Source organism: Crateriforma conspicua, assembly GCF_007752935.1.
Lineage (GTDB): Bacteria > Planctomycetota > Planctomycetia > Pirellulales > Pirellulaceae > Crateriforma > Crateriforma conspicua.
Genome location: NZ_CP036319.1, coordinates 1,726,263 through 1,750,353, shown reverse-complemented (window position 1 = coordinate 1,750,353; position 24,091 = coordinate 1,726,263). Strand labels below are relative to the sequence as shown.

Annotated in this window: 24 protein-coding genes; 5 read left to right on the top strand and 19 right to left on the bottom strand. The window is 56.5% G+C overall.

All coding sequences use genetic code 11. From position 1 onward, the window contains the following. Nucleotides 1-3 precede the first annotated feature (3 nt). A complete protein-coding gene (locus tag Mal65_RS06550; protein WP_145295086.1) occupies nt 4-1,338 on the bottom strand; it encodes a glycosyltransferase family 25 protein in 1,335 nt (444 codons plus the stop codon). 13 nt (nt 1,339-1,351) lie between these two features. Next, complete coding sequence (locus tag Mal65_RS06545) at nt 1,352-1,924, bottom strand: hypothetical protein (protein ID WP_145295083.1); 573 nt, start codon at nt 1,922-1,924, stop codon at nt 1,352-1,354. A gap of 651 nt (nt 1,925-2,575) precedes the next feature. Between Mal65_RS06545 and Mal65_RS06540 the strand changes: the two genes are divergently transcribed. Continuing rightward, a complete protein-coding gene (locus Mal65_RS06540; protein WP_145295080.1) occupies nt 2,576-3,187 on the top strand; it encodes a hypothetical protein in 612 nt (203 codons plus the stop codon). Between the two features lie 423 nt (nt 3,188-3,610). Then, the gene (locus Mal65_RS06535) at nt 3,611-3,862 is read left to right on the top strand and encodes a hypothetical protein (protein ID WP_145295076.1); all 252 of its coding nucleotides are present in this window, start codon (nt 3,611-3,613) and stop codon (nt 3,860-3,862) included. 970 nt (nt 3,863-4,832) lie between these two features. Here Mal65_RS06535 and Mal65_RS06530 read toward each other — a convergent pair. The 17 genes from Mal65_RS06530 to Mal65_RS06450 form a co-directional block, all read right to left on the bottom strand. Then, nucleotides 4,833-5,624 (bottom strand): hypothetical protein, encoded by a 792-nt coding sequence (locus Mal65_RS06530; RefSeq protein WP_145295074.1) that lies wholly within the window; start codon nt 5,622-5,624, stop codon nt 4,833-4,835. Then, nucleotides 5,624-8,752 (bottom strand): phage tail tape measure protein, encoded by a 3,129-nt coding sequence (locus tag Mal65_RS06525; RefSeq protein ID WP_231131296.1) that lies wholly within the window; start codon nt 8,750-8,752, stop codon nt 5,624-5,626. The genes Mal65_RS06530 and Mal65_RS06525 overlap by 1 nt, the downstream gene beginning before the upstream one ends. A gap of 328 nt (nt 8,753-9,080) precedes the next feature. Further along, a complete protein-coding gene (locus Mal65_RS06520) occupies nt 9,081-9,581 on the bottom strand; it encodes a hypothetical protein (protein ID WP_145295068.1) in 501 nt (166 codons plus the stop codon). A gap of 22 nt (nt 9,582-9,603) precedes the next feature. After that, a complete protein-coding gene (locus Mal65_RS06515; protein WP_145295065.1) occupies nt 9,604-10,017 on the bottom strand; it encodes a hypothetical protein in 414 nt (137 codons plus the stop codon). Nucleotides 10,018-10,044: 27 nt separating this feature from the next. Beyond that, on the bottom strand, nt 10,045-10,602 hold the full coding sequence (locus tag Mal65_RS06510) for a hypothetical protein (RefSeq protein WP_145295063.1): 558 nt from the start codon (nt 10,600-10,602) through the stop codon (nt 10,045-10,047). Next, on the bottom strand, nt 10,599-11,042 hold the full coding sequence (locus Mal65_RS06505; RefSeq protein ID WP_145295060.1) for a hypothetical protein: 444 nt from the start codon (nt 11,040-11,042) through the stop codon (nt 10,599-10,601). Before Mal65_RS06505 ends, Mal65_RS06510 begins: the two co-directional genes overlap by 4 nt. Beyond that, nucleotides 11,039-11,410, bottom strand: a complete 372-nt coding sequence (locus Mal65_RS06500) for a hypothetical protein (protein ID WP_449252304.1) — start codon at nt 11,408-11,410, stop codon at nt 11,039-11,041. Before Mal65_RS06500 ends, Mal65_RS06505 begins: the two co-directional genes overlap by 4 nt. A 5-nt stretch (nt 11,411-11,415) precedes the next feature. Next, nucleotides 11,416-11,694, bottom strand: a complete 279-nt coding sequence (locus Mal65_RS06495) for a hypothetical protein (RefSeq protein ID WP_145295056.1) — start codon at nt 11,692-11,694, stop codon at nt 11,416-11,418. A gap of 5 nt (nt 11,695-11,699) precedes the next feature. Next, nucleotides 11,700-12,710, bottom strand: a complete 1,011-nt coding sequence (locus Mal65_RS06490; protein WP_145295053.1) for a hypothetical protein — start codon at nt 12,708-12,710, stop codon at nt 11,700-11,702. Then, the gene (locus Mal65_RS06485) at nt 12,700-13,311 is read right to left on the bottom strand and encodes a hypothetical protein (protein ID WP_145295050.1); all 612 of its coding nucleotides are present in this window, start codon (nt 13,309-13,311) and stop codon (nt 12,700-12,702) included. Before Mal65_RS06485 ends, Mal65_RS06490 begins: the two co-directional genes overlap by 11 nt. A gap of 23 nt (nt 13,312-13,334) precedes the next feature. Beyond that, complete coding sequence (locus Mal65_RS06480; RefSeq protein ID WP_145295047.1) at nt 13,335-13,685, bottom strand: capsid cement protein; 351 nt, start codon at nt 13,683-13,685, stop codon at nt 13,335-13,337. A 9-nt stretch (nt 13,686-13,694) separates the two neighbouring features. Continuing rightward, nucleotides 13,695-14,024, bottom strand: a complete 330-nt coding sequence (locus tag Mal65_RS06475) for a DUF2190 family protein (protein ID WP_145295046.1) — start codon at nt 14,022-14,024, stop codon at nt 13,695-13,697. Between the two features lie 48 nt (nt 14,025-14,072). Beyond that, nucleotides 14,073-16,088 carry a phage major capsid protein gene (locus Mal65_RS06470; RefSeq protein ID WP_145295043.1) on the bottom strand — a complete coding sequence of 672 codons (2,016 nt, stop codon included), beginning with the start codon at nt 16,086-16,088 and terminating at the stop codon, nt 14,073-14,075. Next, nucleotides 16,060-17,406, bottom strand: coding sequence for a phage portal protein (locus tag Mal65_RS06465; RefSeq protein ID WP_165701110.1), 1,347 nt, complete (start codon nt 17,404-17,406; stop codon nt 16,060-16,062). Before Mal65_RS06465 ends, Mal65_RS06470 begins: the two co-directional genes overlap by 29 nt. Before the next feature lie 210 nt (nt 17,407-17,616). Further along, on the bottom strand, nt 17,617-17,814 hold the full coding sequence (locus tag Mal65_RS06460; RefSeq protein ID WP_145295037.1) for a hypothetical protein: 198 nt from the start codon (nt 17,812-17,814) through the stop codon (nt 17,617-17,619). A gap of 91 nt (nt 17,815-17,905) precedes the next feature. After that, nucleotides 17,906-20,173, bottom strand: coding sequence for a terminase gpA endonuclease subunit (locus Mal65_RS06455; RefSeq protein WP_165701109.1), 2,268 nt, complete (start codon nt 20,171-20,173; stop codon nt 17,906-17,908). Next, nucleotides 20,163-20,369: a hypothetical protein gene (locus tag Mal65_RS06450; protein ID WP_145295031.1), complete on the bottom strand. Its 207-nt coding sequence runs from the start codon at nt 20,367-20,369 to the stop codon at nt 20,163-20,165. Before Mal65_RS06450 ends, Mal65_RS06455 begins: the two co-directional genes overlap by 11 nt. Nucleotides 20,370-20,792: 423 nt before the next feature. On the opposite strand from Mal65_RS06450, the gene Mal65_RS06445 reads away from it, so the two are divergent. From Mal65_RS06445 to Mal65_RS06435, 3 genes are read left to right on the top strand one after another with little or no spacing between them, the layout of a single operon-like run. Next, entirely contained in the window at nt 20,793-22,016 is a 1,224-nt protein-coding gene (locus Mal65_RS06445) for a site-specific integrase (protein WP_145295028.1), read from the top strand. A 17-nt stretch (nt 22,017-22,033) separates the two neighbouring features. Next, a complete protein-coding gene (locus tag Mal65_RS06440; protein ID WP_197137846.1) occupies nt 22,034-22,984 on the top strand; it encodes a tyrosine-type recombinase/integrase in 951 nt (316 codons plus the stop codon). Then, nucleotides 22,981-23,982, top strand: a complete 1,002-nt coding sequence (locus Mal65_RS06435) for a tyrosine-type recombinase/integrase (protein WP_145295023.1) — start codon at nt 22,981-22,983, stop codon at nt 23,980-23,982. Before Mal65_RS06440 ends, Mal65_RS06435 begins: the two co-directional genes overlap by 4 nt. Nucleotides 23,983-24,091: the final 109 nt, after the last annotated feature.

The following is a 24,091-nucleotide window of genomic DNA, read 5'->3' as shown; positions in this document are numbered from 1 at the left end:
TGCTCACCCAAACTTCCGAAGATCTGGATTGACGTGTTCGATTGCCGACTGGATTTCATCCTGGGTCGGCGTGATGCCGAGGAACTCGATGAGATTGCCAATCACTTCCTCGGGATACGTCACCAACTCGGCGAATTCGATCCGGAACACCGGCACGTCGGGATGCTCGGAGATGAAGTTGTCTCGGTGGTCGCGGAGACTGCGTTGCAGAACCTCACAGTCCTCGTCGTTCGCCGCGAACCACTGGCCACGGTGTTTCTCGCTTCGGTTTTGCAGCGATCGAATCGACGCCTCGATATCTCGTTCGACAGAGATGATTCGCAGTGAATCACCAAGCCCCGCGTGAAGGTGAGTCACGAACCGACACAAGTGCGGATACTTCGCTCCAGCGACTGTCTTGTCGCGATTGGCTTCCGATTTGCGGCTAACGATCCACGACTTGAGCATTTGAGTCAGTTGGTCGTCGCTAACATTCGGATCGGTAGCCGGGAAACGCATCACCTTTTCGCAAAGCTGTGCCAGTCCAACTGCCTCGCCGCCTCCGGTCGCTTCGTAGCCGCCGAGTTGGTTGCCCATGTGAACGCCCAGGTGATGCATCACCATTGCGACACACGACGTGCCGGCGCGGTGCGGGCCGAGGACCGCAAAGAACGGTGCGTCCGAATGGTCCGCGTTCTTGGCGTCATTGAAGAACCGCGTTTGACTCCATTTGCGACCGCAGATATTTGACTTGGTCGGCAGTTGTCCAACGAGCCAGCGATCGGGCGTGTAAACCGCAATGGATTCCTTTTGGATGTTCTTACCTTGCACGAGTGCCTGGTAACGGCGCTGGATCAATCGACCGAGGTGATGGTCGATATGATGCTTGGTGTGCCAATCGTTCCAAGTCAAATGACGATAGAGTGTTTTCATCGCCTCGCGTCCTCGCACCATGAACGCGTGCGTGCGATTCACGTTGTACGGACGATAGACGTGTTCGCTGACCTTGTACGGCGGGTTCTTGCCGGCGTATAAATGTTGGCCGCCGAGATACGCCATGCCCCAGTCAGCCGGCAATTCCGCAATGAACTGCTGCAGTCGTTCGCAAAAGTCATCGCCGAAACCGGCGTCGTCTTCAAAGACGACATACGAGTCGATGTGTTCGAGCAAACACTTTTCGAGAATCAGTAAGTGAGATCGGTAGCACCCCCACGCTCCGTTCCCAGCCCGCCACTGCGGGGGCGTGGCCACGCGACGGCCGTCGATCGCGGTGAACCGTTCGGGTTCGGGGAACGGCCACGGATCGGGAAGCTGCCGCATCCAGTCACGCAGCCGATCATCGCGTCGATCGAGGTTCATCAAGAAGCAACGTTCAACGATCGAATTCGTCCTCCGGATCGTCTTGGTCTGGTTCGGGTGCCCCTTCGGGGAATTTTCGCTCGTACTTGCGGATGGCAGTGCTGACGAGACTGCGGGCGACTGTGGCGGTAAACCTTCCATGCGGGAGTCCTCTTGCTTGGGCTTCTTCGAGTAACCAATCGACGATCGTGTCAATGTTTCGGCGGCATCCATCGGCACCCCAGTCGTTCATCGTGTCGACGCGGGTTTCGCAGTTGCACGTTTCGCTCGGCTTGGCAAACCAAGCGATCATCTTTTTCAGTTCGTTGCCGGGGCCTGGCCGGTAGCTGCTCATCTTCAACGTCGCCGGCATCAGATCGTCGTCCGGCATGTAGTTGCGAAGCAGTGCTTCCAACTCGGTGATGTCTTGTTTGCGCCGCTTCTTGTTGACCAATGCCATGCCGATCGTGACGACGTTGATCGCGCACGGGTTGTCGTTGGTTTGGCATGCGTTACAGGCGGCCGGAGTCGTTTGCACGCGGCATCCAGCGAGTTGGCACGCCACTTCGCATTGGTTGTCAGGTGTCAGATGTGGGCAATGCATCATGCTGTCATCCCCGCTACTGCTCCATCGAATGAACCAGACGAACTCGGTGGATCGCCAGGGTCTTCACAATCACTGCTCACCAATTCCCAACCGCACGACCAAATCCAGGTGCTGTTGCAAGGTTCACTTGATCCGCTGCTGTCTTCGGAAGGTTCCTCGGTTGAATCGCTTTCGCTCGGCCGATCGGAGCCGTCGCTGCTATCGGACGCACTTTCGCTGGGTCGATCGGAGCCGTCGCTGGGTGGGTCTGAGCCGGATGTCGAGTCGTTGCTTTCGGATGGTTGATCGCTATCGCTTCCAGATGAATCACCGACGCTAGGATCGTCGCTCGCACTTGGCCGATCACTGTCAGAGCCTTCTGAGCCCGAATCACTCGTCGACCGCGATGTTGAATCGGATTCAGAGACGCTGGATGATGTAGGCACGCTGGTGGAGTCATCACTTCGTGAGTCACTCCCGGATTCCGACCCGCTCGTTGATCGTGAATCGGAAGCAGATCCGCTGCGGCTATCTGATTCGGATGCACTTGTGCTGCCTGACCCTGATTCACTGCCTGATGCAGAACCACTTTGGCTTTCGCTGGCGGAGGCGCTGTCCGAGTACGATGCTGAAGCACTCGCTGAGTAGCTTTGTGAGTCCGAACTTCGGTCGATGCTTGATTCGCTTTGGGATTCACTTTGGGATTCGCTTCCCGACTCGCTTGCCGATTGCGATGTGGAATCGGACGTTGATTGCGATTGGGATTCCGATTCGGAACCGCTTGATTCAGAGTCGCTTTGGCTGCTTGTCGACGAATTCCAACTGTACGAAGGCGCACTCTCCGATCCGGACTCGCTACGTGATTCACTTTCGGATGTGCTTGATTCAGACTGGCTGGATTCAGATGTCGATGATTCGCTAGCGGAAGACACACTCTCGGATGCGGACGATTGCGAACTGCTAATGGATGGCGTGCTGGTTGATTCACTCGATTGTGAGGCGGACGAATCGCTCGACGAACCTGAGTCGCTTGAATGTGAATCGCTCGACGAAGACGCACTTGCCGATGAACTGGACGCGGACGCACTTGGCATGCTGATCGACGTACTGGAATCACTCGATTCGCTTGTCGATGAGTCGCTGGACTGGGAATTGGACGAACTATTTGACGAATCACTCGATCCGGACGACGACCCATCGGAGCTTGATGAACCACTGACGCTGGGCAGACTGGTCGAATCGCTCGAGTCACTGGACTCGCTGTTGGATGAATCGCTTGATTGAGAAATTGATGAACTTCCGGATGAATCGCTCGATGCTGACGATGAACCATCGGAGCTGGATGAACTGCTTACGCTCGGCAGACTTGTCGATGTGCTTGAATCGCTACTGTCCGACGAATCGCTCGATTGACTACTGCTGTCGCTGCTCGATGAAGACTTTGAACTGTCGCTCGATTCGCTGCTGCTAGATGCGGACGAACTAACGGAAGAATCGCTGCTGTTGGATGACGAAGAGTCGGAGGATGATTGACTACTCGACGACGACTTTGATGACGACGACGGGCTGCTCGATGACGAACCACTGCTTGATGACGACGAAGACGACGGGCTGCCGGACGACGAGGAGGGTGATCCGCTGCTCGACGAACTAGAACCTGAAGAACTGCTACTGGAGGAGGACAGAGAACTGCTGGAACTCGACGACATGCTCGATGAGCTTGAGCTGCTCATGCTCGAACTACTCGACGAGCCACTGCTGCTTGATGAGCTTCCCGATGACGAGGATGAAGATGATGACGAGGGCGACGATGAAGAACTGCTCGAAGAAGAATCGCTGCTAGAACTGCTGCTGGAACCTGAACTCGACGAACTGCTGGAGCTTGATGAGCTGCTCGAGCTACTGCTGCCATCGCAGCAACGGCAACCAATCGTCAAGTACGCCGATGTGTCTTCGTGAAAGTGGCAGACGATCTGTTGGCTCGCCAGCAACGCGTAGTCGCACACGTTGTAAACCGAGACGGCAGGGCCAATCGGTTTCCATCCGCCATCAAATCGAAGTTCACGAGCCGTTCCCCACGACTTTGCTTTGATGCGTTTCGTCGGCTTGCACAGAAGCGTTTGCTTGGGCGGGTCGATCACCCAGGATCGTTGACCGTCGAACTGCACTTCCAGGTATTGCTTCGGCGAATCGGCGATCGGTCCGCGAATACGCTGCGCCGAGTGATTCCGAGCGGTGATTCGTACTGTGTCCCCAGCCGGATCTGTGACCGCTTCGATCTCGCCCGCTTTATCGAGTTGATAGAGGTCGCAGTCCGCACTGCCCGTCCGCATTCCTCGGCGACCAGCGATACCGCCGGTCGGAACCTCGACAAGGTAAACCGGATCAGCAGGCCGCCCGACACGAACGACTGCCCATTGGTCACCGAGTTGGTTAAGGTCACGTCGCCACAGAATCTGTGCCGATCCATCTGGTTTCGATTGCAGCGTGTCACCGGCCGATTCGCCAACGTCTGCAAACTTATGCCAAGTCTTGACGACGTTGACTCGCGCGGCCACCACGCCATCGAACACCACGCGGCCGACCTTGTCTTCCGCGATCGGTTCGATGGCGACCCCAACGCGACCTGTGTGTTCATCCTCGGTCGGGCGCACGCACTCGATCGTTGCGTCGCGAACAAAGCGGGCCAGTTCCATTGGCCCGACGGTCGGATCGGTCAGCGGCGACTCAAAGCCGACGATTCCGCCAATCGGAACCGTGGTTGCCGATAGGTTGTGAACGCGAACGGTTGCGGCGTTTCGCAGATGCGTGCGAGGACCACCTCCTCCTGGCAGCCGATTGCGATGAGAGGCTTCGGCAGCAACAAGCAATCGGTTGTATTCAGCGGCGGTGATCGCAAACTGATCGCCTGGTTTTACGCGCCGGGTCACTAGCTGATCCCCAACACGTTGAAGTTTCCTCCGTGATAGACCTGTTCAACGTACGCTGCCTCAGGAACTTGCAGCACGCGATCGCCGACCACTTTCTCGCCGTGTTTAACCCACAAGTAGTCCCAACCCTGCTTGCTGATCCCGGAGATGTTTCCAACCGTCATCGCGAACTCGTTCGGACGAGCGGCGAAGTGGTAAGTCACATCGACCCAGTTCTGCTCATCCTCGCCTCCTTCGCCACCGAGAAACAACGCTTCGCCAGGAGAGAAGATTGACCACGCTGTCGAATTCACTCGGCCGGTCATCGACACCATCGCAAGCAGATAAGCCGTCGAGACGAACTCAAACTTCTTGCGAACGGAGAACTCAAACGCTGGAACCGTGATGTCGACTCCGGAAACGCCAGAATCGCTGACGCCGATCGCTCCGTGATAGACGGGAGCCGCGATCCCCGGCGCGGAGTAGATGCCTCGAGTCTGCAATGACTGATTCAGATGGGTTGTCGCTCCCGTTGTACTGAATGAAACCGGATCGAGCTTGGTCTTGTTGATCGTGACGCTGACCAGAGCATGCTTTTGGTTGATGAACTCCGAGTCGATTTGCAGATACGGGATCAGCTCCTTGTGATTCGCTTTGTAGTACTGATACAAAGCACTCGCAGCTGCGGCCGGATCGACAGCCCCGCCATTCGTCGCAACATAAGAAGTGAAGTCGGAGTGTGATTTACCGCGTGAGGCCTTTTCGGAAAGAGCCGCGACCTCGAAGTCGTATCCACCAGTAGATATTGACATCAGCTAAACACCAATCCTCCCGACTGCGAACGCTCAACAAGGCGTCGAGTGTTCTCAGCGGTTTGGATGATTGCACGTTTCATGTCCTCGCTGAATTCGCCACCGGACGTCGCAGGTAATTGCAATTGCGAAGTGCTGTTTGTGATCGCAGAGTCAAACGCCGCAAGTGAACGTCCAACGGAAGCGAATGCTTCGGTAATCGCGGCAACGTCCAGCGTCGGTGAGGATTCCAGATCAGTCGGCTCGGACTGATTCATAGGCTCTGGCAGATCGAACGGGACATCGACCTGGTTGTCGGCGATGACCTTGTTGTCTTGCTCGCCGCTCACGATCGGATCGTCGGCTTGTTCAGGCTCCAACCTCAACTGCGGCGCAACGATGACTTCTACGAAATCGTTCTCAGCGGCAATCGGCTCCAGCTTCTTGAGTGGCTCAGGAGCCCGTTGCGGAATCGTCGAAGCTCCACTGCCGAGCCCCAAACCTCTCGCATCAAAATTGCCGGCGACTTCGGTTCGATCAGTTTCGGGACCGTCAGCGAACTGATCCATCGCTGCCTGAGCGTTTGGGTTCAGGTCGAGACGTAGGTCTTTCGCGTTGGGGGGCTGCAACTCGGGATCGTCGATGCCGGGGAGATCGACCTTGGGAATGTCGACTGAACCGGGCTCAGGTATCTTGGGCGGAGCGACTGGTGGTTCCGGCGGAGCGGCCTCGTCGGGTTTCGGCTCAGCATCGGAAGGGGCCGTCGCGTTGTTGGCTCGTTGCACCGCAGCATCGAACTCGGCCTGCGCGGTTGCGATTTGATCGTCGCGTTCCTTGTTGCGATCTTCAACGGTTGGTCGCCCAGCCTCGCGTGCCGCTTTCGCTTCCGCTCGCATTTGATCGAGCGTCCGTTGCACCCCGACGGTCGTGTCGTCGATGATTTGTTGGCGATTGTTCTGCGCCGCATCGTTTTCGCGGAGCTGTTGTTCCTTGGATTGATCGACAACCGCGTTCTTTGCGTCGGTCTCATCGTCGATCGCCCGCATGTCGGCGTCGATGTCTTGACCTTCGCGAGCCTTGCGTCGCGCTTCGAGTTGTGCGGCGATGCCCTTTTGCATTTCTACGCGGTTGGCTTCGATCTGCTCCTTGCGTTTGGACCGGCGACGCTGGCGCTCGATGATCGCCTGCTGGCGTTGTCGTTCCTCGGCAGAATCGGCCGCTCGAGTGTCAGCGTCAATTTTCGCCATTTCGACGTCGACATTGATGTCGTCGTCGAACAGGCCTTTGAGCTTGATCCAAGCTTTCTTCAAGAATCCGACGGTCGAGTTCCACATTGACTTCACTTGACCAACGAACACGGTCCATGTGTCGGCAAGATAATCGACGGTTTCAACCCAAGCGTTCTCAACGCCGGCCAATGCGTTGATGAGCACTCCGCCGATCTGCACCGATACGTCGCCGGCGATGTCAACGAGTTCGTGAAGTTTTAGGAATCCCTTCTTAAGAAACCCAATTGTGTTGTTCCAACCCTTCTGCACGGCGGACGTGAGGATCGTCCAACCGTCTGCCATGAATCCGAGCGTGCTGTTCCATACGCCAGCGAGCCCGGACAAGGCACCAATGAGAACATCCCCGATCGCATAGGCGGAGTCGGCCCACACGTCTGAGATATATTGAGTGAAGTCCGCCCAGATACCTTTGATGTAGCTCGTTCCTTTGACCCATTGGAGTTTCAAGTAGGTCCACAGCACATCGGTCGCCGCAGTGATGTCACCAGCAGCTAGCGCGTTGGCGATAGCACCAAAGGCGGCGAGCGTGTCGGCTTTGAGTGTTTCAAATAGACCTTTCAGATACTCGACTGCTTGGCCGGCGATTCCTGTGGAGTAGAGGAAGTAGCCACCAAGCGCTGCAACCGCCGCGACAACAAGGCCAAGCGGTGTGAACAACATTCCGACCGCCGAGACGATGACGCCGATGGCACCACCGATGAATGAGAAAATGGTTGCGAGCCCACCAACCGCGAACGACGCAACGGCAGCGAACGAACCAAGAGCGAACAATGCCGCGCCGATCGTGAAGATGGCGATGGCACTCGCAGCGGCAATCTTGACGATCTTCTGATTCTTGTTGATCCACTCGATCACACCTGACGCGGCGCGGCTGAAGGCTTGCACCATCGTGGTGACGCTGCCTTCGAGTGATTCACCGATCGCAATCGCCACGCCCTCGATGGAAGACTTCAGGATTCGGAACGCTCCGCCGAGTCCGCCTTCCATTTCCTCAGCAGTCTTGCCTGCGATCCCGCCAGCCTTTTGCAGCTCGGAATACAACTCGCGGGTATCGGCCACGCTCTTTCCAATCGAACTGGCAGCGGTGATGCCCAGCAGCCCGAACACCTCGTTCAGTTTCTCAGCCTTTTCGGCCGTTCCCATCTTCTCGGTTGCAGCAGCGACTTCGCCGAGAATGTCGACGAGTGATCGGGCATTGCCTTTCGCATCCTTGGTCGTGACGCCAAATGTGGTTTTGAATTTCTCCGATTCGGCGGCACTGATCGTCAGCAAACGACGCATCGCATTACCGGCCGATGAACCCTGGATACCCATATTGCCGAGCGTACCGAGGATCGCGAGTGTCTCTTCGAGACTCATGTTCGCATCGGCAGCGACGGGGCCGGCATAGGACAAAGCCTCGCCAAGAGATTCCACCGTGTTGAACGACTTGTTCGCCGCGGCGGTCAGGCCATCCGCAACCCGCGTTGCTTCGCCGGCTTCCATTCCGAACTGACGAATCGTCGCTGCCATGATGCCGGACGCCTGCGTCGCATCAGTTCCCGTCGCACGGGCCATGTTCATCACGGCCGCCGTCATCTTCTCGATCTGCTCCGGCTTGAATCCGGCGCGACCGAGTTCGGTCATCAGCGAGGCGACTTCGCTGGCAGAGTAACTGGTGGTTGCTCCGAGCTTCTTTGCCGTATTGCGAAGCGATTCAAGCTGCGATCCAGTCGCTTGTGTGATCGCGGCGACGCCTCGCATGGCATCGTCGAAGTTGGAGAAGATTGCGACGCTACCGGCCAATGGTGTTGCGGCAGCCGCGCCGAGTCCCATCAGTTTGGTGCCGAGCAACCGCGTTGACGCACCGAATGATTCCAATCGCTTTTGAGCGGATCGAAGACCTTTGACGAATGCTGAATCCTTGGTCAGCAATTCGACGTAGGCGGATCCGGCTCGGACTTGGGACATGGAGACTCGTTCTCACGGGGCTGGAAGACTGCGCCGAGTAGATGGGCGACTTGTTCAACAGTGGCTTTCACTGGAACCGGTCGAGTGACCGTGTAGGGATTGAAGTCATCGGGCTTAAACGGTTTTCGACGACGTTTGCGATCGCGATTGATCTCGGCCGTCAGTGCCATGACGCTCGATGCGATGTGCCAATCGTGCTGGCGTTTCGCTTCGGCCATTTGGACGAGTTGCCGAAGCGTCAGTGGTCCGGGGTCGACTCCGATGATGCCGGCGAGTCGGATGATGAGTCGCTCGATGTCTGCACCGCGAGCTTGCGTTCCAGGTCCTCCACAATCCGGTCCACCAGATTGGGATCGTCCAGTCGCTTCTCGATCGCTTCCAATCCCCGCGTCTCGATCATCTTCTGCTTGTCGGCCGCCTTCCGCAGAAGGCGGCGGCGGGACTCCGGGAAATACGCGACCAACGCATCCACCAATGCCTTGCAGGCTTCGTCGATCGAGTCGCCCGCCAGTCCCTCGGCGAACGCTTCGTCGTCAACGTCTTGTTGATCGGCTTGCGGTTTGCAGATCGCGAACAACACATCACCGAGCAACAACGGATCGCTGGAAAGTCGCGTGACAAGGTCGCCGTCGATCGCGTCCAGCAATCGCACGTCGGTGAGTGCCTTCACGCGGCGAAGCGTCGTATTGTCGATGTCAACGATCCAGACACGACCACGACGATCAATGAATTTCTGCATGGAGTTCCGTTCCGAGGATTACTTAGGGCGTTCCGCCACCAACGTTCATGCCGCTGCCAGACGAAGATTGGGTTGGCTTCAAGGTGACGTCGGCCGACACCACTTCTTCGAGGTTTTGATTGACATTGAAGTTCATGACTTCACAGGTCAGTGTCAGCGAACCACCAGCATCCGAAATGCCAACGTCAGTCGGCGTTCCGCTACTCCACAGTCCTTGCAGCATCCCAAACGCGGTGTCGCCGCTCTTGTTGAGCACCGTGAATTCGATCGACGCGTCTTTTAGAGTGCCGACTGTGGCTCGCCAGCCGTTGTTGTCACGAGTCGATGCGTCGGCTTCGGCCTTCTCGAGATTGACCGTCAAATCCTTGACGTTCTTGATCTCGGCACCGTCGATCGTCAGGACGGCATCGAGACCGAGTTTCACTTCTGCTGACATGTTTCGATTCCATCCGTGGTCGAGAGACTATTTGACCGAGTCACGCCAGAACTTTGGCAGGCGTGCTTGATTGGCAATGAGGGCAGGTTTCATGAACGGGCGTGCGGGATAGCGGCGTGGTTTACTGGCTCCGCGGCGTTCGTTCTCTTCTTCTATTAGTCGTGTGGCTCGGCTGGCTTGGGCGATCGTTAGCAGTTTGATGCGGGCAAACTTGCCGGGCTGTTTTGCACGGATCGGCCCGAATTCGCCAACGCGAAACCGATGGCGTTTCAGTTTGCGTCGCTTCGTGACAACGCCACCGAACTCATGCAGGTTCCACAGCCGGCCGGCAATCTCGTTGACTGGGCCAATGACTGCCTCGCCGCGATCCCGATTGACTTCGTAGCGAAGCACACGACGTAGCATTCCAGTCGGTGAACTGGGCGGCGATCCTGGGTTGGATGGTTTCTTGCGTTTGCGGATCGATCGTTTGGCGGTCATCCGGATGGTGCCGGCCGCATGATTCATGCTTTTGAAGGTCGCTTGGTTGACCTTCTTTTTCAGTTGGGCCGGTGTGAATCGCACGCGAGCCCTGATGTGCATCATTTCGCCAGCTCAAACGTCAACGTCAGTAGGCTCGTGAATTGATTGAACTGGGTCCAGTGCTCGGAGGAGTACAGGACTGAGTTCTCGACCTTAACGCAGCGGGCTGCCACGAACGAATTGAGTCGTTTGAGCCTGAAGTAGTCGGCCAGTTCTTCGACAAAGAACACCAATGGGTCAATTTCCTTGGCATCGCCCTTGCTGAACTTCTTTTGGACGGCGACGTCGATCGTGGCATGGTATTTGTTCGATCCTCGATCGAGCGGGAGGTATTCCACCTCGCGAGGCACAACCGTGACTCGCAGTTCCTTCATGTCCTCGAGATCGAAGTTGGGAACGTAGAGTCGCTGAGCGGAGAGGTTGGTCTTGCTAAAGTCGCCGGTGTTGATTTCCGCGACGACGCTTTCGGCAATTTGAATGACGGTTGCAGGCGTTGCTGTCATGTGATCGTGTCAACCAGTTTGGTGTGGATGCGGAGTTTGACGCGGAATGGATCGCTGTATCGCCAAGGTGGCTCGTTGCCAATTGACATCAGCTCGTAAACGAATGTCGTGTCACCGTCGGTTTCGAGGATGCGATCGCCGCGGCGAGGCCAGGTGCCGATGTCGGATTGCAGCAAGTCCTTCGTGTTAATCAGAAAGTCTCGAACTTGAGCACGCGTGATGACGCCTTCGCCGTCGTCCTGTTCGTATTCTGATTTGCCAATCGTGGCGGACAGTTCGACGGAAACTTCGTCACGCTGGTACACCACGTCTCGCGAGGCATGTTTGGTCAGCTTTGCAGCTAACCAAGACTGGCCTCGATGCAGCATGTCACTCACGATTTACGGGGCTTCGATGCTGCTGTCGTTTTGGTCTGAAACAAGACGGTTGCCTTTGCGCCAAGCTCTTCACGCCAGGCTTCATCAGCTCGACGTTGATATTCGTCAGCGATCGCCTCTGCTTCTTCGCTAAGCTGCTGTTGCCGAAAGTTCGCTGGCCGTGTGAAGGACTGAACGAAGTTCGGGGTCGATGCGTCGCGATCTCGCTTTTTCGCCGGCAAAATCGCAAACGCGACCAAGACCAGGACGACGACGGTTGCAATTCCAAGAATCATGAGTTTTACAGGCCTCGTTTGATGAGAATGAATCCGAGCAACAGAACCGCCACAAAGATCAACGCGAGGGTGGCCAATTCACCGGCTCCCGCCCAAATCAATGCGTTGCGACCACTAGAGTCTCGGTCGAAGAGTCGATCGCGGTCGCCGTCACGATCCCGATCGAACGGCCGCCAAGTGTTGTCGACGGGTTCGATAGGGCAGTAACCATCGGGGCAGTCTTCGGACGAAAGCTGCATCGTTGGTGAGATCGCAGCGTCCCAGGAATAGCCTCGCGTCTTTAGCGCGCCGGTTCGTTGGGCCTGCCGCGTTTGTTGATAGAGTTCGTATCCGTGACGCAGATCGTCGAAGAGTTCACGAGCAGTTGACGGCAACATGGTGTGACCGGCCGCATGAACATGCCCGCCTGTCGAGTCCTGGAATAGCACCACAGGGAATTGATTTGCCGGGACAATGTCCGCATATCGCGTTCGATACAGTGCATTGGATTCAGTGTAGACCTGAAATGCACACTTCGATTTCAACTTCACCAGGTTTGGGTCCGTGTTGAACCAGTCAAGCAGACGCTGGCTTTTGGCGTCACTGGCAACGAACAAGGCGATTTGATAGCGATTCTTCGCTTGTTCGGGCGGCGTCACGGGTCGCGTGCTGCTCGACGCGGGGGTGACGATGATCGGAGCTGGAACCGTTGGAGCTGTTGGCACCACACGATAGGGCTGCACAATTCGATGCGGCTCCGCAGCGGGAATCGTGTTCGGCGGACAGGGCGGGCAGTAACCAGACTGCTGTTTCAGCTCGCCCTGTGCTTCCAAGTTGACACGCGAAGGTTGCGGCAACTGTTGGATTCGCGATCCAACCTCGCTTGTGGGCCGCGCCGGCGGCAAACGCCAGGAATCGCTCGTGTTAGCCGCCGGTGTTCGGTGCAACGCCGTGAACACCGCTCCGAGCATCACCGCATGCAGCACTGCGACTACAATCAGGCCGACGCTCAGCCGGATTCGGATTTCATCTTTCATCAATGACCTCGTAGCTTCGGTAGGGCAAGGAACTGGCGGGGTCTTCCATCACCGTCAGGGCGAACCCGCCGTAGCCGGCCCAAAGACGCACGAACTGTTCACGCGGTGTGAGTTCAAATCGGCCGGGATAGTTGTTGTCGAGAATGGCTGCGTATTGCCGGCCGTCGCGATTGACCCAGCCGACGAAGGTGCAGCAGTGAGCCGGCTTCCACCACAGAATCGCACCGCGCCGCGTCGCCGTTGCCCAGTCAAGGAAACGAGGATCCGCTTTGACGGTGTAGCTGTAGTCGATGTCCGCAGCATCAAGTCGGTTTCGCAATCGTGAATCCCATTCACCGTCGCTGTAGGTTGCTCGCCAACGCTCGCCGAGTTCAAACTCGTTGAGCCAACGAAGGTGATTCACCAGCGATGCGTGAACACAGCTACCTTGGTTGAGACGCCCCGTCCAATTTCGTTGATGCAACTGAGTGGGGAGATTGGCGATCGGTTGTTCGGGCGGAGGTGCCGGAAGCGAGCGGACTTGAACATCGCCCTCCGGCAAACAGCCTGTGCAAATCAGCAGCAAGCATGCGACGAAAAGCGTGCGCAGTTTCGCTTCCATGCGAGGACCTCGTGTTGGGATGGTTACTGAATCAATTTGACTTTGACGGTCAGCGAACTCGGTGGCGCGTCTTCAACCGCGATGCCGATCATCGAGTGTTCGTAAGCGTTCTTGATGACGTGGTGACTGATCTTGGACCAGTAAAGAATGGTGCCGGTCGGAATGTTGGTTGTCGGGTCTTTCACCACATCGAATACGCCAGCAACGGTGATGCTGCCGCGAGATTTGGCACAGATGCCGAACTTGGCAACGCCGACCAGCTTGCCAAGGACAACGACATTGCCGGCCGGAATCTCAACGTCGGTAACGATCGGGACCGTCACGCCTTCGTGGACGTAGATCGCCCCGACGGGTGCGATGATGGGGTTGCTCACAGGTGGTCATCACTGGCTCAGGCGAACGCGAACGAAGTTGTCGGTCGGCGCGGCGTCAGCAACGACCTTGCCGAGCAACACCGATCCATCGGGCACATCAGTGACGATGCCGTCGGTGGTTGCATAAATTTTTTGTCCAGCGGTGTAGGTCTCCGCATCGGCCGAGTCCTTGGGCATGTCGAACACGCCTTCCACGGCAATCGAGCCGAGAACATCGGCCTTCAGATCACGTTTGGTGATGCCAACCAAATCACCTTGAATGACGATTGATCCAACAGGGACATCGACGTCGGGTGTGAAGTCGACTTGTTTTCCGTCGTGAATGAATTGAGCTTGCATGGGTCTTTGTGTTTACGGTGAAAGAAGAAGGTCAACGTCGACAGGCGATCATTCGCCGGCGACTTTCACGGCGGCTCGGTGGTCTTGGCTGTTCACACCAAAGTCGATGTAAGACCGGAAGCCCATGCCGAGCGTGTTCGGAGGCATCTCGACTCGCTCGATGATTGGCGTTCGACGACCGTTCAGGAACACGATCTCGAACGCCGGCAGCACCTGCGGATTCGCAAAGAGATACCACGCGGCAGCACTGGCACCGGGGTAGTAGCTGTCCGACAGATGCGGTGTGCTGATGATCCGGTACTTGTTGCGGTGCGGGTTATCGACAGGGATTTTCGTCGGCGACCCTTGCGCGTCGATCATCAACTGCGACGATCCCATCAACAGTTCCGCTTCGGTTTCCAACTCCACCGGAACGACCAAGTACTCAGGCCGGATGTTGATCGGCTTTTGATCCTTGGGTTTGCCGCCAGGACCAGCTTTCTGCTTGCGGAAGGTTGTCTTGGCAACGGTCAGTGCATCCGGGCCGAACTTAGTGTCCGCTCCCTGCAGCAAGTTGGCGTTGGCGGACGAGAAGAATCCGGCGTTCTTGAGCAGCAGTGTGAAGAACAAGTCGTCGATGGACTCGGCACCACTGCGTCCCATTTGACGAGGGATATCCATGAACGCCGACAGGTCATCGTTGATGATGTCGTGCCGGGTCAGCGTAAGGATCTGACCGTAGGTGTCAGCCTTGTTCGAGTACTTCTGTTCGGACAGTTTGCCGTGTTTCAATTCGCCATCGGGAGCAACCTGCTCAAACCCGCCAGTGCCAAGCAAACGGTATCGAGCCACCTCCTTAAAATCGGTGACGGTTCCGACGCTGCAAAGATCGAACGCGGCGATCGGCGTGTTTTGATAGGCGGCCAGCAACGTCTTGTTCATGACGTTTTCCATGATGCTGGGTAGACTCATGGAACTGAAACCCGCTCGAATGGTTGCCGTACCATCGCCAAAGACGCGAGGCACGTCGATGCCTTCCATCCGAGCGCACTCGGCGACGAGTTCACGCAAGCCGATGTGACGTAGCGGGTTGGCGGCGTTGAGCGTCTTTTCGCCATAGCTGGCCAGCAGCGTTTTTTCTTCGATGCCGACCGACAGACAGGCGGCAGCTTCGAGGACCTCGCGACTGTAGCGTGGTGAGTTTTGCGTCTGTTCGGGAGCCTTGGGGCGTTCGCTTCTCAGCACGGCGAGTTCCGTTTTGGTGGTGGACCAGCCTTGCTCGATCGCGTCGGCTTCGATATCGGCGTGATTGCCCGCACAGACTTTGCGAATACCTGCGATGCGACGGGATTCCGCCGCGGCCTCAGCTCGCATGTCATTCACCGGTGAAGCGGTGGCTGTTTTGCTTCCGGACTTTGGCTTCGTGCTCATGTTCAAGCTTGCGTTGACGGGTTCGAGGTCGTCGGTGTCTTCATCCGTGTCGCTGGGGTCATCACCGTCGGCGTAGTTTTCGGCAGCGACGCGAGCCTCGGTGTCGTCGTCAGCACCCAAAGCGACGAACGAAACCTCGCCCAGCGTGGACTTGCGAGCGACATAGACTGGCCCTTTGATCTCGCGACCGTTGGCGTTCGCCGTCTTGCCTTCTGGGATGAAGACAACCTTGTCGGCACTCGCCCCCAGCGATGCTTGCCAAGGGAATCCGTTCTCACTGGTCGCGATCACTTCCTGCGCGGTCGCACCGACACCGGAAATGACGCCGGCGACTTCGAGCGACTTGTCGGTGATCGCAATGTCGTCTGTATGTCCGACAATGCTGCCCCGATCGTGGTCTTTCAAGATCGGTCGCGACTTGCGAGTCACTCGCATGCCAGCCAAGTCAACGACAACCGGATATGGCCAACCGCCCAACCGCATCGCACCGCCGGTGTACGCGGTCATCGAAAACTTACGCAGCGACGGCTTGCCTTCTTCTGGCGTTTCGGCCGCGGCGAGCGTGATCGTCGCGGCGTCATCACAAACGATTCGCAGCGAACTAGGGACGGATTCAGCGTCGGCTTCAAGCGGCGCGTGCTGTGTCTTCGGCATTGTCTTCCGTGACCTTCGTTGAGGGATTGGTTTCAGTTTCATCGCTGGCCGACAGACCAAGCTCACGCATCAGCGACACTTCTTTGGCACGCTGTTTGAGTTCCGTCTCCCAATCACGCCCCTGCCGCGCAAATTCGATGGCCAGAGTGGTCGTATGATTCGAGAGACGGATCTTCTGGGCATTGGCTTCTTTGGCGGGATCCACATGCTCGTGACCATCCCAAAACCATTGGTGCTCGAACGTCGAATCGAGCGTGCGAAGCGAGTTGGGCAGATAGCCCTCGATGAGAATGGCTTCGCGAAGCCAAGCACTCAAAACGCGATCCAGAACGACGCGAGCGAGTTGGGTTTGCTCAACACGGATCGACTTGAAGTAGGTTTGATGATCGAGACGCCCACTCGCGTAGTTGTAGCCCGAAGAATTTCCGGCAGCGACGTTGAAGGGCATGTTCAAACAACGAGCGATTTCGTTGAGGATCTCTTTCTTGAACTCTGCGTAGGTGGTCGAAGGTTGCTCCGACCTCATTTGAGCCATCTTCCAGCCACCGGGCATCGTGAGCAGCATGCGCTTCTCAAGTTCGATCGGCTCGAATGGTTCGGCCGCGTCGGCTTCGCCATTGGCCGGCGCGTCCGTGTAGAGGATGCCGGCAAAGTCAGCCGCGGTTTCGGCAGCCGCAAGTACTGCAAGTGTGAAGCGACGAAGTTGTGCGAATAGAGGCAACGCCGGCGTGATATCGGGAATACCGCGAATCTGACCCGGCCGATCGCAGCGGAAGTAGTGAAGCACCGCGGTGGCCGGCACAGTGTCAAACTCTTCGTCGATCGTAAACGTAACATCGCCAGGATGTTCGCGAAGCACGTCGTAGCTGAGCGGGTTTCCGTCGGTATCAAACTGGATTCCGTCGATGTATCGTGTTCGGTCCGCTACCAACGTCGGCGAGGCCACTTGGTCGGCTTCGATCAATCGCACGTCGAGCTTCACAGTCGCGTCGACGCGTTCGTTGCTGGTCAGCAAACCAAACGATTCGCCATCCGAAACGCGGGCGAGTCGCATCGTCCGTAGTTTTTCGGCCAATCCAACTGCTTCGGCCCAGGCGAAGAACTCTTGTTCAACAAAGCGATTTGCAGCGTCATCCGCTGTCAACATTTGCAAACGCGGCCCGGTGCCAACCACGTCATTGGCGAGGGTCAGCGTGATCCCGCGAGCGTAGCTGTTGTTGGCGACCTCGTATCGCGACCGATTGCGAAGGGTTCGCCTCACATCGGGGCTATTCGCTGCAGCTGACGACAAACCATCGGCTCGCGCCCAATGTTTCATGTTGTCGAGCGTGGTATTCGCGGCGTCGTACTTCGCACGAAGCCGCGAAAAGAAGGGCTGCCGGGGCGAGCGTCCCGGCGCGGATGAAGAGCGGGAAGCTCCGCCGCGCCATGCTTGCTCGATAATCCCTGACAACATCTTCAACATCCGTGTTGTAATCCTATTGCCGTCCCCGGCAGCCCTGTGCTCATCGCGAACCGAAAAGAAAGATCAGCCAGCCGAAGGCGGCACGATCTTGTTAAAACGCAAACCGCGATTGGGTTTGCGAACCGCGTCCTTGCCAGCGAGATGCTTGTCCGCAGCAATCTGCTCCGTCAGCTTGTGCTGCTCAACCGACCCCGCATCCCCCGAAGCCTTCGCAGGCCCCGCAGCGTTCTCACGGATTACATCTTTCAACTCTTCAGGCATGGCTTGCGTTTGATTAGAAACATTGCTTCATCCCTGGTTACCTATGCCGTGGGAGGCGAGACTTGTACGCGAATATTCAGAAAGGCTTGATTTAGTTCCGTTTTCGTTTTTGCAGCTCTTTGAAACTGACTCGCTCGCGTCGGCGGATTGGTTCCACATCGGTGCCAAACAACAGCGAGCCTTGCATCGAAGCGGCGACGGCACAACCAACGAGGCAGTCGAGCCAGTGGTTGTCGGGCTGTTCGGGTCGGGCTTTCCATTCGTCAACAGTCCGACCGCGGCCCTCGGTTTTGATGAAGTACTCTGCAGTAATTTGTTCGGCGAACATGCGATGCGTTTCGGCCTGGTTTCCGTAAACGGACAAGCAACCACGATCGCCCATTGCGACCGCGAGTCTCGCGTGAGTGAACGACTTCCACCAGTTCGTGTCGTAAATGATGTGTCGGATTGCACGTTTCCCGTGGACGCTGGGGATTCGCCAGTTCAAACCAACGCGGTCGCCGGGGCGGCGTTTGTATTCGCTGAATGGATTCGAGGACGCACCGACGAATCGACCATGCGAAGGCAATAGGATCGAAGCGTGTGGGCTTTGCCGGCAGAATTGATAGACCACATTCGTCGAGTGTCCCCAGTTGGCATCAATCAAGCACCTGCCAATCTTCATTGCCGCGCCATCGTCGCGTTGCCATTCACGGCCGAGTAAATCTTCGGTGAGTGATGCAAGGCCGGCGTAGATACTGCCTTCGAGTCCCGTGCCATCCGCGGCGGTTGCCAGCGTGTGGCGTGCATCGCGAAGCGTGTAATACGCTCGGCTTTGATCAGGGTACGCTCCATAGTCGAGAACGTAGCCCGTGAAATCGTCTTCCCAGGCGGCGACCACATAGAACAAAAGCTTTTGCTGCACGTCAATGAACGCGGTGAGATGGTTCGCCGAAATCGGAACGCAGCGTCGTTCGAGTCCGTTGATTTTGCCAGCGACCTGCTCGGCCGTGAGTTGGTCGGCATCGACGCGTTCTTCCGGCAATGGTTCGTTTTGATATTCGGCGAAGAAGGCGGCTTCGTCTTGTAGTTTCAAATTCATCGCGTGCTGAATCGCCGACAGTTCGTCGTGGTTGAAACGTTCCTTCCAGGCAACGTCGGCACCTTCGTCCATTGCATCGCGGTTTTGACGATAGAACTCGGTGCCGGCCGCGCCTCCGTCGCCGGCGCGCAAACCCTCGGCACGGATTTCTGCGTAGCGTTCCCATAGCGTTTCATTTGTTGGAAATGAGTTCACCATTCGCGTTCGCGCACCGTTCCATTCCGGATGTTTGTCGCGATCGAGAATGTTGTCGGCCATGTCGCCGGGACGAATGACCGTGCAGGGCATGATGCCCGAGATCTTTTTACCTGGGCCGGCGAGTCCGAGCACCGCGCCGGCGAGGATCGCTTCGCGGTTGGCACATTGCGAAAGCGAACGAGCCGACTCGTCCGTTTGCGGGTCATCGAGCACGACCAACGAAGGTCGAACCGTTCGTCCATCGGGCCGCTTGAACTTCATTCCACGAATGCGTCCGGTCAGGCCGGCAACTTTGATGATCGCACCGCTCGCTTTGCTGTTAGCGATGGTTGGCAGGACAACTTCTTTCGCCGTCCATCCAATTTGCGTGCGTTTGCCTTGATAGAGCTGCCCGTTGGCTCGGTTTGAGATTCCGTCCAACGCCTGAATTGGAAAGCAGACTTCCGGGTAGTCGGCCAACAAAATTTCATTGGCATCGAGTTCCGTTTTGATCGAGTCGAGCATGTCGCATGCGTGGCCTTCGTCGCTGCCGATCAAACATACGAAATCTCGGTAACCGTTTAGCACTGCCCAGATGCACGCAACCTCGGCCAGCGAACTTTTTCCACTACCGCGAGCCATCGCGAGTGAGAACAGACCACCACGAACGACCGCTTCTTCGATGCGCTCAATCACCTTCAAGTGATCCGGCGACCATTGCAGATGAAACGTCAGCGAGAAATAGGCTTCGCAAAAGTATCGAAAACTACTGGCGGCCTTCGCTTTTCGCCGCGGATCCTCGATCACTGGCAAGTCACCGATGTCGCGACCGGCCAATGCGATCGCTGCATTGCGGGCGCGGGCTTTGTCTTTGACCTTGCCGTACGGATCCTCGTCGGCCGGCGGTTTCGGACGGTGGCGTTCTTCGACTAGCCAAGCGGTAAACCGGAGAAGGTCAACGTGCGTTCCGTCTCCGATGCGATTGCCAGCTCGCGTTCGATAGCGATAGAGCTGGCGTTCGTTAATCACCTCACCGAGCGGCGTGCTATTGAGCGTTCGGCAGCACTCGCTCGGTTTCATTCGTCGCGGGTCAGTCGCCACGGTGTATCTCCTGTAAAAGCCAAGCGGTGTAGACGACCAAGTTGATCGTGCCGTCAACGTTTGTCGGTGCACCGGCTTCTAGGTCGGCGGCGATTTGTTTCTCTGGAACGCGCTGGCGGTACGCGTTGCTCAACAACTTTGAAAGTTGCTCGACCGAAAGTTTCGTGGGGTCAACATTCTCTCGTTTGCCTTCCATGACGGGATCCGTGGGTTGGTTCGCGACTCGCCGCACACGTCGGCGACTGTCGCGTTTGTTTGCATGTTTGGCATCGTCGGCCGCATGTTTGGGCCGGCGACGTTGGGCCAGAAGTGGCGGCGTGTGCGGGTGAAAAGAAACCTGGGAATTACTGAAACATTACTTCCGGACTTCGCTTGAGGTATCTCGAAACGCATGGCTCATGTGTGTCAACGAAACGAATTACACGCCTTTTGGAGACACACGAATGAACGCCAACGACATCGCCTTCGGTATCGATTATGCGGAGTTCGGGATTATGCAGAGTTGGTCGGTTATGCACCGAAAAACGTTGATTTTTCAAGTTTGTGAGTCCGCATAACAATCTGCCAACCCGCGGGTCACATTGATCTGCTCGCACCCTGATTTGTGGAGTTGGTAATTATGTTGAGCTTCTATTTTCGCGATCCCAAGCGGCTTGCCGCGATGGAAAGCAATCACCTGTCGGCGTTCCTCAACGAGGCTGCCGTGTACTTCCATGCCCAAGGTTACTTCTTCAAGTACGCACGAGCATCATTGGGTTACTCCGCCGCATTTGGCGACTGGCTAAAATGTCAGAGAGTTAAGATCGATTCAATCTCTGACGACCATGTCGTGCAGTTTTTCGATTCAGTCTCTCCGGACGCAAACAGTCCGCGGAGAAAGCGTGCGGTTTCGGCTGTCAACAACGTTCTCTCGTTGGTCCGGAAGAAGCATCCGCCAAGACTTTCATCCAGCTTTGCTGAGAAGGAGGTTGAACGTTTCTCTGAGTTCCTCCGAACTGAGCGAGGTTTAGCGCGCGGGACGGTCGAACATCACCAACGAGGATTGTTGTTGTTCTTTAGAAGCATGTTTGGCAATTGCCAAATTTCGATGAAGCGACTGTCAGCCGAAAGTGTTCACAAATATGTGACAGGCTTGCCGCATCGAAGTCAGCAGCGGAATTGCTGTGCGGCATTGCGAGCCTACTTTCGATTTCTCCGCATGAATGGGATCTGCACCAGCAACTTACAACAGTGTTTACCGGTCGTCCGCAGCAATCGAATGGCGTTGTCGCCGAAATGGCTGGGTGATGGCGATGCTGCAAAGCTGCTACAAGCGGTTGACCGATCCACCAAGATTGGTAGGCGAAATTATGCCGCGATTCTTTGCATGATGGACTTAGGAGTACGGGTCGGCGATGTAGCTGTGCTTCGATTGGATGACATTGATTGGACCCATGGGACGATTCGGATTTCAAACCACAAGCGCGGCAGACCTTATGACTTACCATTGCCGGATCGAACAGGTGTTGCCATCGCCGATTATCTGCGAAAGGGTCGCCCCGCAACTCCGCACCGCAATGTGTTCTTGCGTCACACGCATCCAATTGGTCAGCCTGCATCGGCAGCATCTCTGAAGCGGATGGTTTCAGTTGCATGGAAACGAGCTGGGTTTACCGGACCGAATCGTGGCACCCACATTCTCCGTCACACGATGGCGACATGTTTGAAGCATGAGGGACAAAGCTTGAAGTCAATCGCAGATGTGCTTGGGCACCATTCCTTGCAAACGACAACCCTGTATGCACAGGTCGATTTACCAGCGCTTCGTCGTGTAGCAGGTGAGTGGCCGGAGGTGACAGTATGAGCAAGAAAACACTCGCGATGTCTTCACTCGTCGAACGATACATTGCTTACCGACGCTCGCTGGGGTATCGAATTCACTCAGAGGCGTACTTGTTGAGGTCATTCGGTCAGTACGCCGACAATCACGCTGCGGGGAGGCCACTTACGGTCGAAGTCGCGCTTCAGTGGGCGACCAATTGCAAAGGAAAGAAGCGAATTTACCATGCGAAACGATTGGATGTCGTCCGGTCGCTGGCCCGCTACCTCGCAGTCTTTGACGATCGTACCGAAATCCCGATGCGCGGTCTGCTGGGTAGAAGTTATGATCGTATCCCACCATACATCTTTGCCCCGGCAGAGATATCGCTGTTGTTGGGCACGTGCCTGACGTACGCTCCGTCTTTCAAACGTGATCCAATGACGGGTCTGAGAAACGCCACCGTCATCGGGCTTTTGGCGTGCACCGGAATGCGAATCGGCGAAGTGTTGGCACTGAAGAATGAGCACGTGGATCTCGATGAGGGGGTCTTGAGGGTTTGCCACAGCAAAAACCTGCCGATGCGTCTCGTTCCGGTGTCCGACTCGGCGCGAATCAGCTTGTTGAACTATCGCATCGCGAGGGATCGACAGTTCGGCAATGCGGATCAAGCTGACCCATTCATCCGATCACCTCGCGGTGGGCACCTGCCTTACACAACAATGCGATGCGCGTTCGATCAACTGCTGAAGCGAGCGAATCTGAATCCTGAAAACGGACGTAAACCTCGCTTGCACGATCTGCGACACACCTTCGCGTGCAATCATCTTCTCAGAGCATACCAAGAAGATTGCAACATTGATGACGCAGTCCATGAGTTGTCGGTCTATCTGGGGCACGCAACGCTGACCTCAACGTACTGGTATCTCAGTTCCGTACCGATCTTGATGCAGCAGTGCTCTAAACGGAGCGAATCGTCGATCAAACGCGCTAGACTGGGAGGCGAGTCATGAAAAAATCTGGACCCGATATCCCACGTCATCTGCAGCATTTTCTCGGTGAGCATTTAGTGCAGGACCGTGGCTGTAGTCTCAACACGGTACATTCATACCGCGATGCTCTGTGCGCCTTCTTGACTTACCTTCAACATAAGAAAAACCTTGCGCCGCGAGCGATCACCGCAAGCGATTTCTCCGCGGAGAATGTTGTGGCGTTTCTCAGCCACCTGCAGCGGACTAAGAAATGCAGCGACTCAACTCGCAACCAACGCTTGTCGGCAATTCGTGCCTTCGCGAGGTACCTTCGTTGGAAGGAACCACTTATCTCAAGTGATATGGAGAGCATCCTCGCCATTCCATCAAAACGGACATCGCGGCAAGTGCTCGGCTTTCTGGACCGCGATGAAATGGAAGCTATCTTGGATGCGCCGGACGCAAACACCTGGAGCGGAAAGCGTGATCGAGCTCTGCTTGCAATGATGTACAACACGGGGGCACGGGTCTCCGAAGTCGTGAGTGCCATAGTGTCGGATGTGACGTTGAAACCAAGTGGAACGTTTCGGTTTCAAGGCAAAGGTCGAAAAGAGCGGCTGTTACCTCTTTGGAAATCAACATCAAAGACGCTTGGCCAGTGGATCAAGGGAACTGGGCTGCGACCATCGCAACCGCTGTTTCCCAACGCTCGAGGCGCGATGATGACACGCTCGGGGGTGGAAAAGCGACTGAAGCAGGCGATTATTCGAGCAACTTCAGCCCGTCCATCACTCGTGCAAAAGCGGATTTCGCCGCATACGTTACGTCACACGACAGCCATGCATCTTCTTCAATCCGGCGTCGACATTACGCTGATCGCAATGTGGCTCGGTCACGAAAGTATCGAAACAACGCACCTCTACATTACAGCGAACCTTGAACTTAAAGAGGCGACGCTCGCCGCTCTCCAGCCGGTCAAGAACAGCTCGATGCGATTTCAGCCGGACGATGAACTGCTGAAATTTCTGAAATCGTTGTAGATTCGCGACCATGGGATTATGCGGAGTGCAGGGCGAGTCGCCGATCAAGAAAGGTAGCTATTCATGATGCCAAACAGCGTGACAGACTTCAGACTCTGCATAATCCCGA

Excerpts from the sequence above, each read along its gene's own strand:
- Mal65_RS06550 (WP_145295086.1), bottom strand. The coding sequence starts at position 1,338 with ATGAACCTCGATCGACGCGATGATCGGCTGCGTGACTGGATGCGGCAG.
- Mal65_RS06545 (WP_145295083.1), bottom strand. The coding sequence starts at position 1,924 with ATGATGCATTGCCCACATCTGACACCTGACAACCAATGCGAAGTGGCG.
- Mal65_RS06540 (WP_145295080.1), top strand. The coding sequence starts at position 2,576 with ATGCTTGATTCGCTTTGGGATTCACTTTGGGATTCGCTTCCCGACTCG.
- Mal65_RS06535 (WP_145295076.1), top strand. The coding sequence starts at position 3,611 with ATGCTCGATGAGCTTGAGCTGCTCATGCTCGAACTACTCGACGAGCCA.
- Mal65_RS06530 (WP_145295074.1), bottom strand. The coding sequence starts at position 5,624 with ATGTCAATATCTACTGGTGGATACGACTTCGAGGTCGCGGCTCTTTCC.
- Mal65_RS06520 (WP_145295068.1), bottom strand. The coding sequence starts at position 9,581 with ATGCAGAAATTCATTGATCGTCGTGGTCGTGTCTGGATCGTTGACATC.
- Mal65_RS06515 (WP_145295065.1), bottom strand. The coding sequence starts at position 10,017 with ATGTCAGCAGAAGTGAAACTCGGTCTCGATGCCGTCCTGACGATCGAC.
- Mal65_RS06510 (WP_145295063.1), bottom strand. The coding sequence starts at position 10,602 with ATGATGCACATCAGGGCTCGCGTGCGATTCACACCGGCCCAACTGAAA.
- Mal65_RS06505 (WP_145295060.1), bottom strand. The coding sequence starts at position 11,042 with ATGACAGCAACGCCTGCAACCGTCATTCAAATTGCCGAAAGCGTCGTC.
- Mal65_RS06500 (WP_449252304.1), bottom strand. The coding sequence starts at position 11,410 with ATGCTGCATCGAGGCCAGTCTTGGTTAGCTGCAAAGCTGACCAAACAT.
- Mal65_RS06495 (WP_145295056.1), bottom strand. The coding sequence starts at position 11,694 with ATGATTCTTGGAATTGCAACCGTCGTCGTCCTGGTCTTGGTCGCGTTT.
- Mal65_RS06490 (WP_145295053.1), bottom strand. The coding sequence starts at position 12,710 with ATGAAAGATGAAATCCGAATCCGGCTGAGCGTCGGCCTGATTGTAGTC.
- Mal65_RS06485 (WP_145295050.1), bottom strand. The coding sequence starts at position 13,311 with ATGGAAGCGAAACTGCGCACGCTTTTCGTCGCATGCTTGCTGCTGATT.
- Mal65_RS06475 (WP_145295046.1), bottom strand. The coding sequence starts at position 14,024 with ATGCAAGCTCAATTCATTCACGACGGAAAACAAGTCGACTTCACACCC.
- Mal65_RS06470 (WP_145295043.1), bottom strand. The coding sequence starts at position 16,088 with ATGCCGAAGACACAGCACGCGCCGCTTGAAGCCGACGCTGAATCCGTC.
- Mal65_RS06465 (WP_165701110.1), bottom strand. The coding sequence starts at position 17,406 with ATGAAACATTGGGCGCGAGCCGATGGTTTGTCGTCAGCTGCAGCGAAT.
- Mal65_RS06460 (WP_145295037.1), bottom strand. The coding sequence starts at position 17,814 with ATGCCTGAAGAGTTGAAAGATGTAATCCGTGAGAACGCTGCGGGGCCT.
- Mal65_RS06450 (WP_145295031.1), bottom strand. The coding sequence starts at position 20,369 with ATGGAAGGCAAACGAGAGAATGTTGACCCCACGAAACTTTCGGTCGAG.
- Mal65_RS06445 (WP_145295028.1), top strand. The coding sequence starts at position 20,793 with ATGTTGAGCTTCTATTTTCGCGATCCCAAGCGGCTTGCCGCGATGGAA.
- Mal65_RS06440 (WP_197137846.1), top strand. The coding sequence starts at position 22,034 with ATGTCTTCACTCGTCGAACGATACATTGCTTACCGACGCTCGCTGGGG.
- Mal65_RS06435 (WP_145295023.1), top strand. The coding sequence starts at position 22,981 with ATGAAAAAATCTGGACCCGATATCCCACGTCATCTGCAGCATTTTCTC.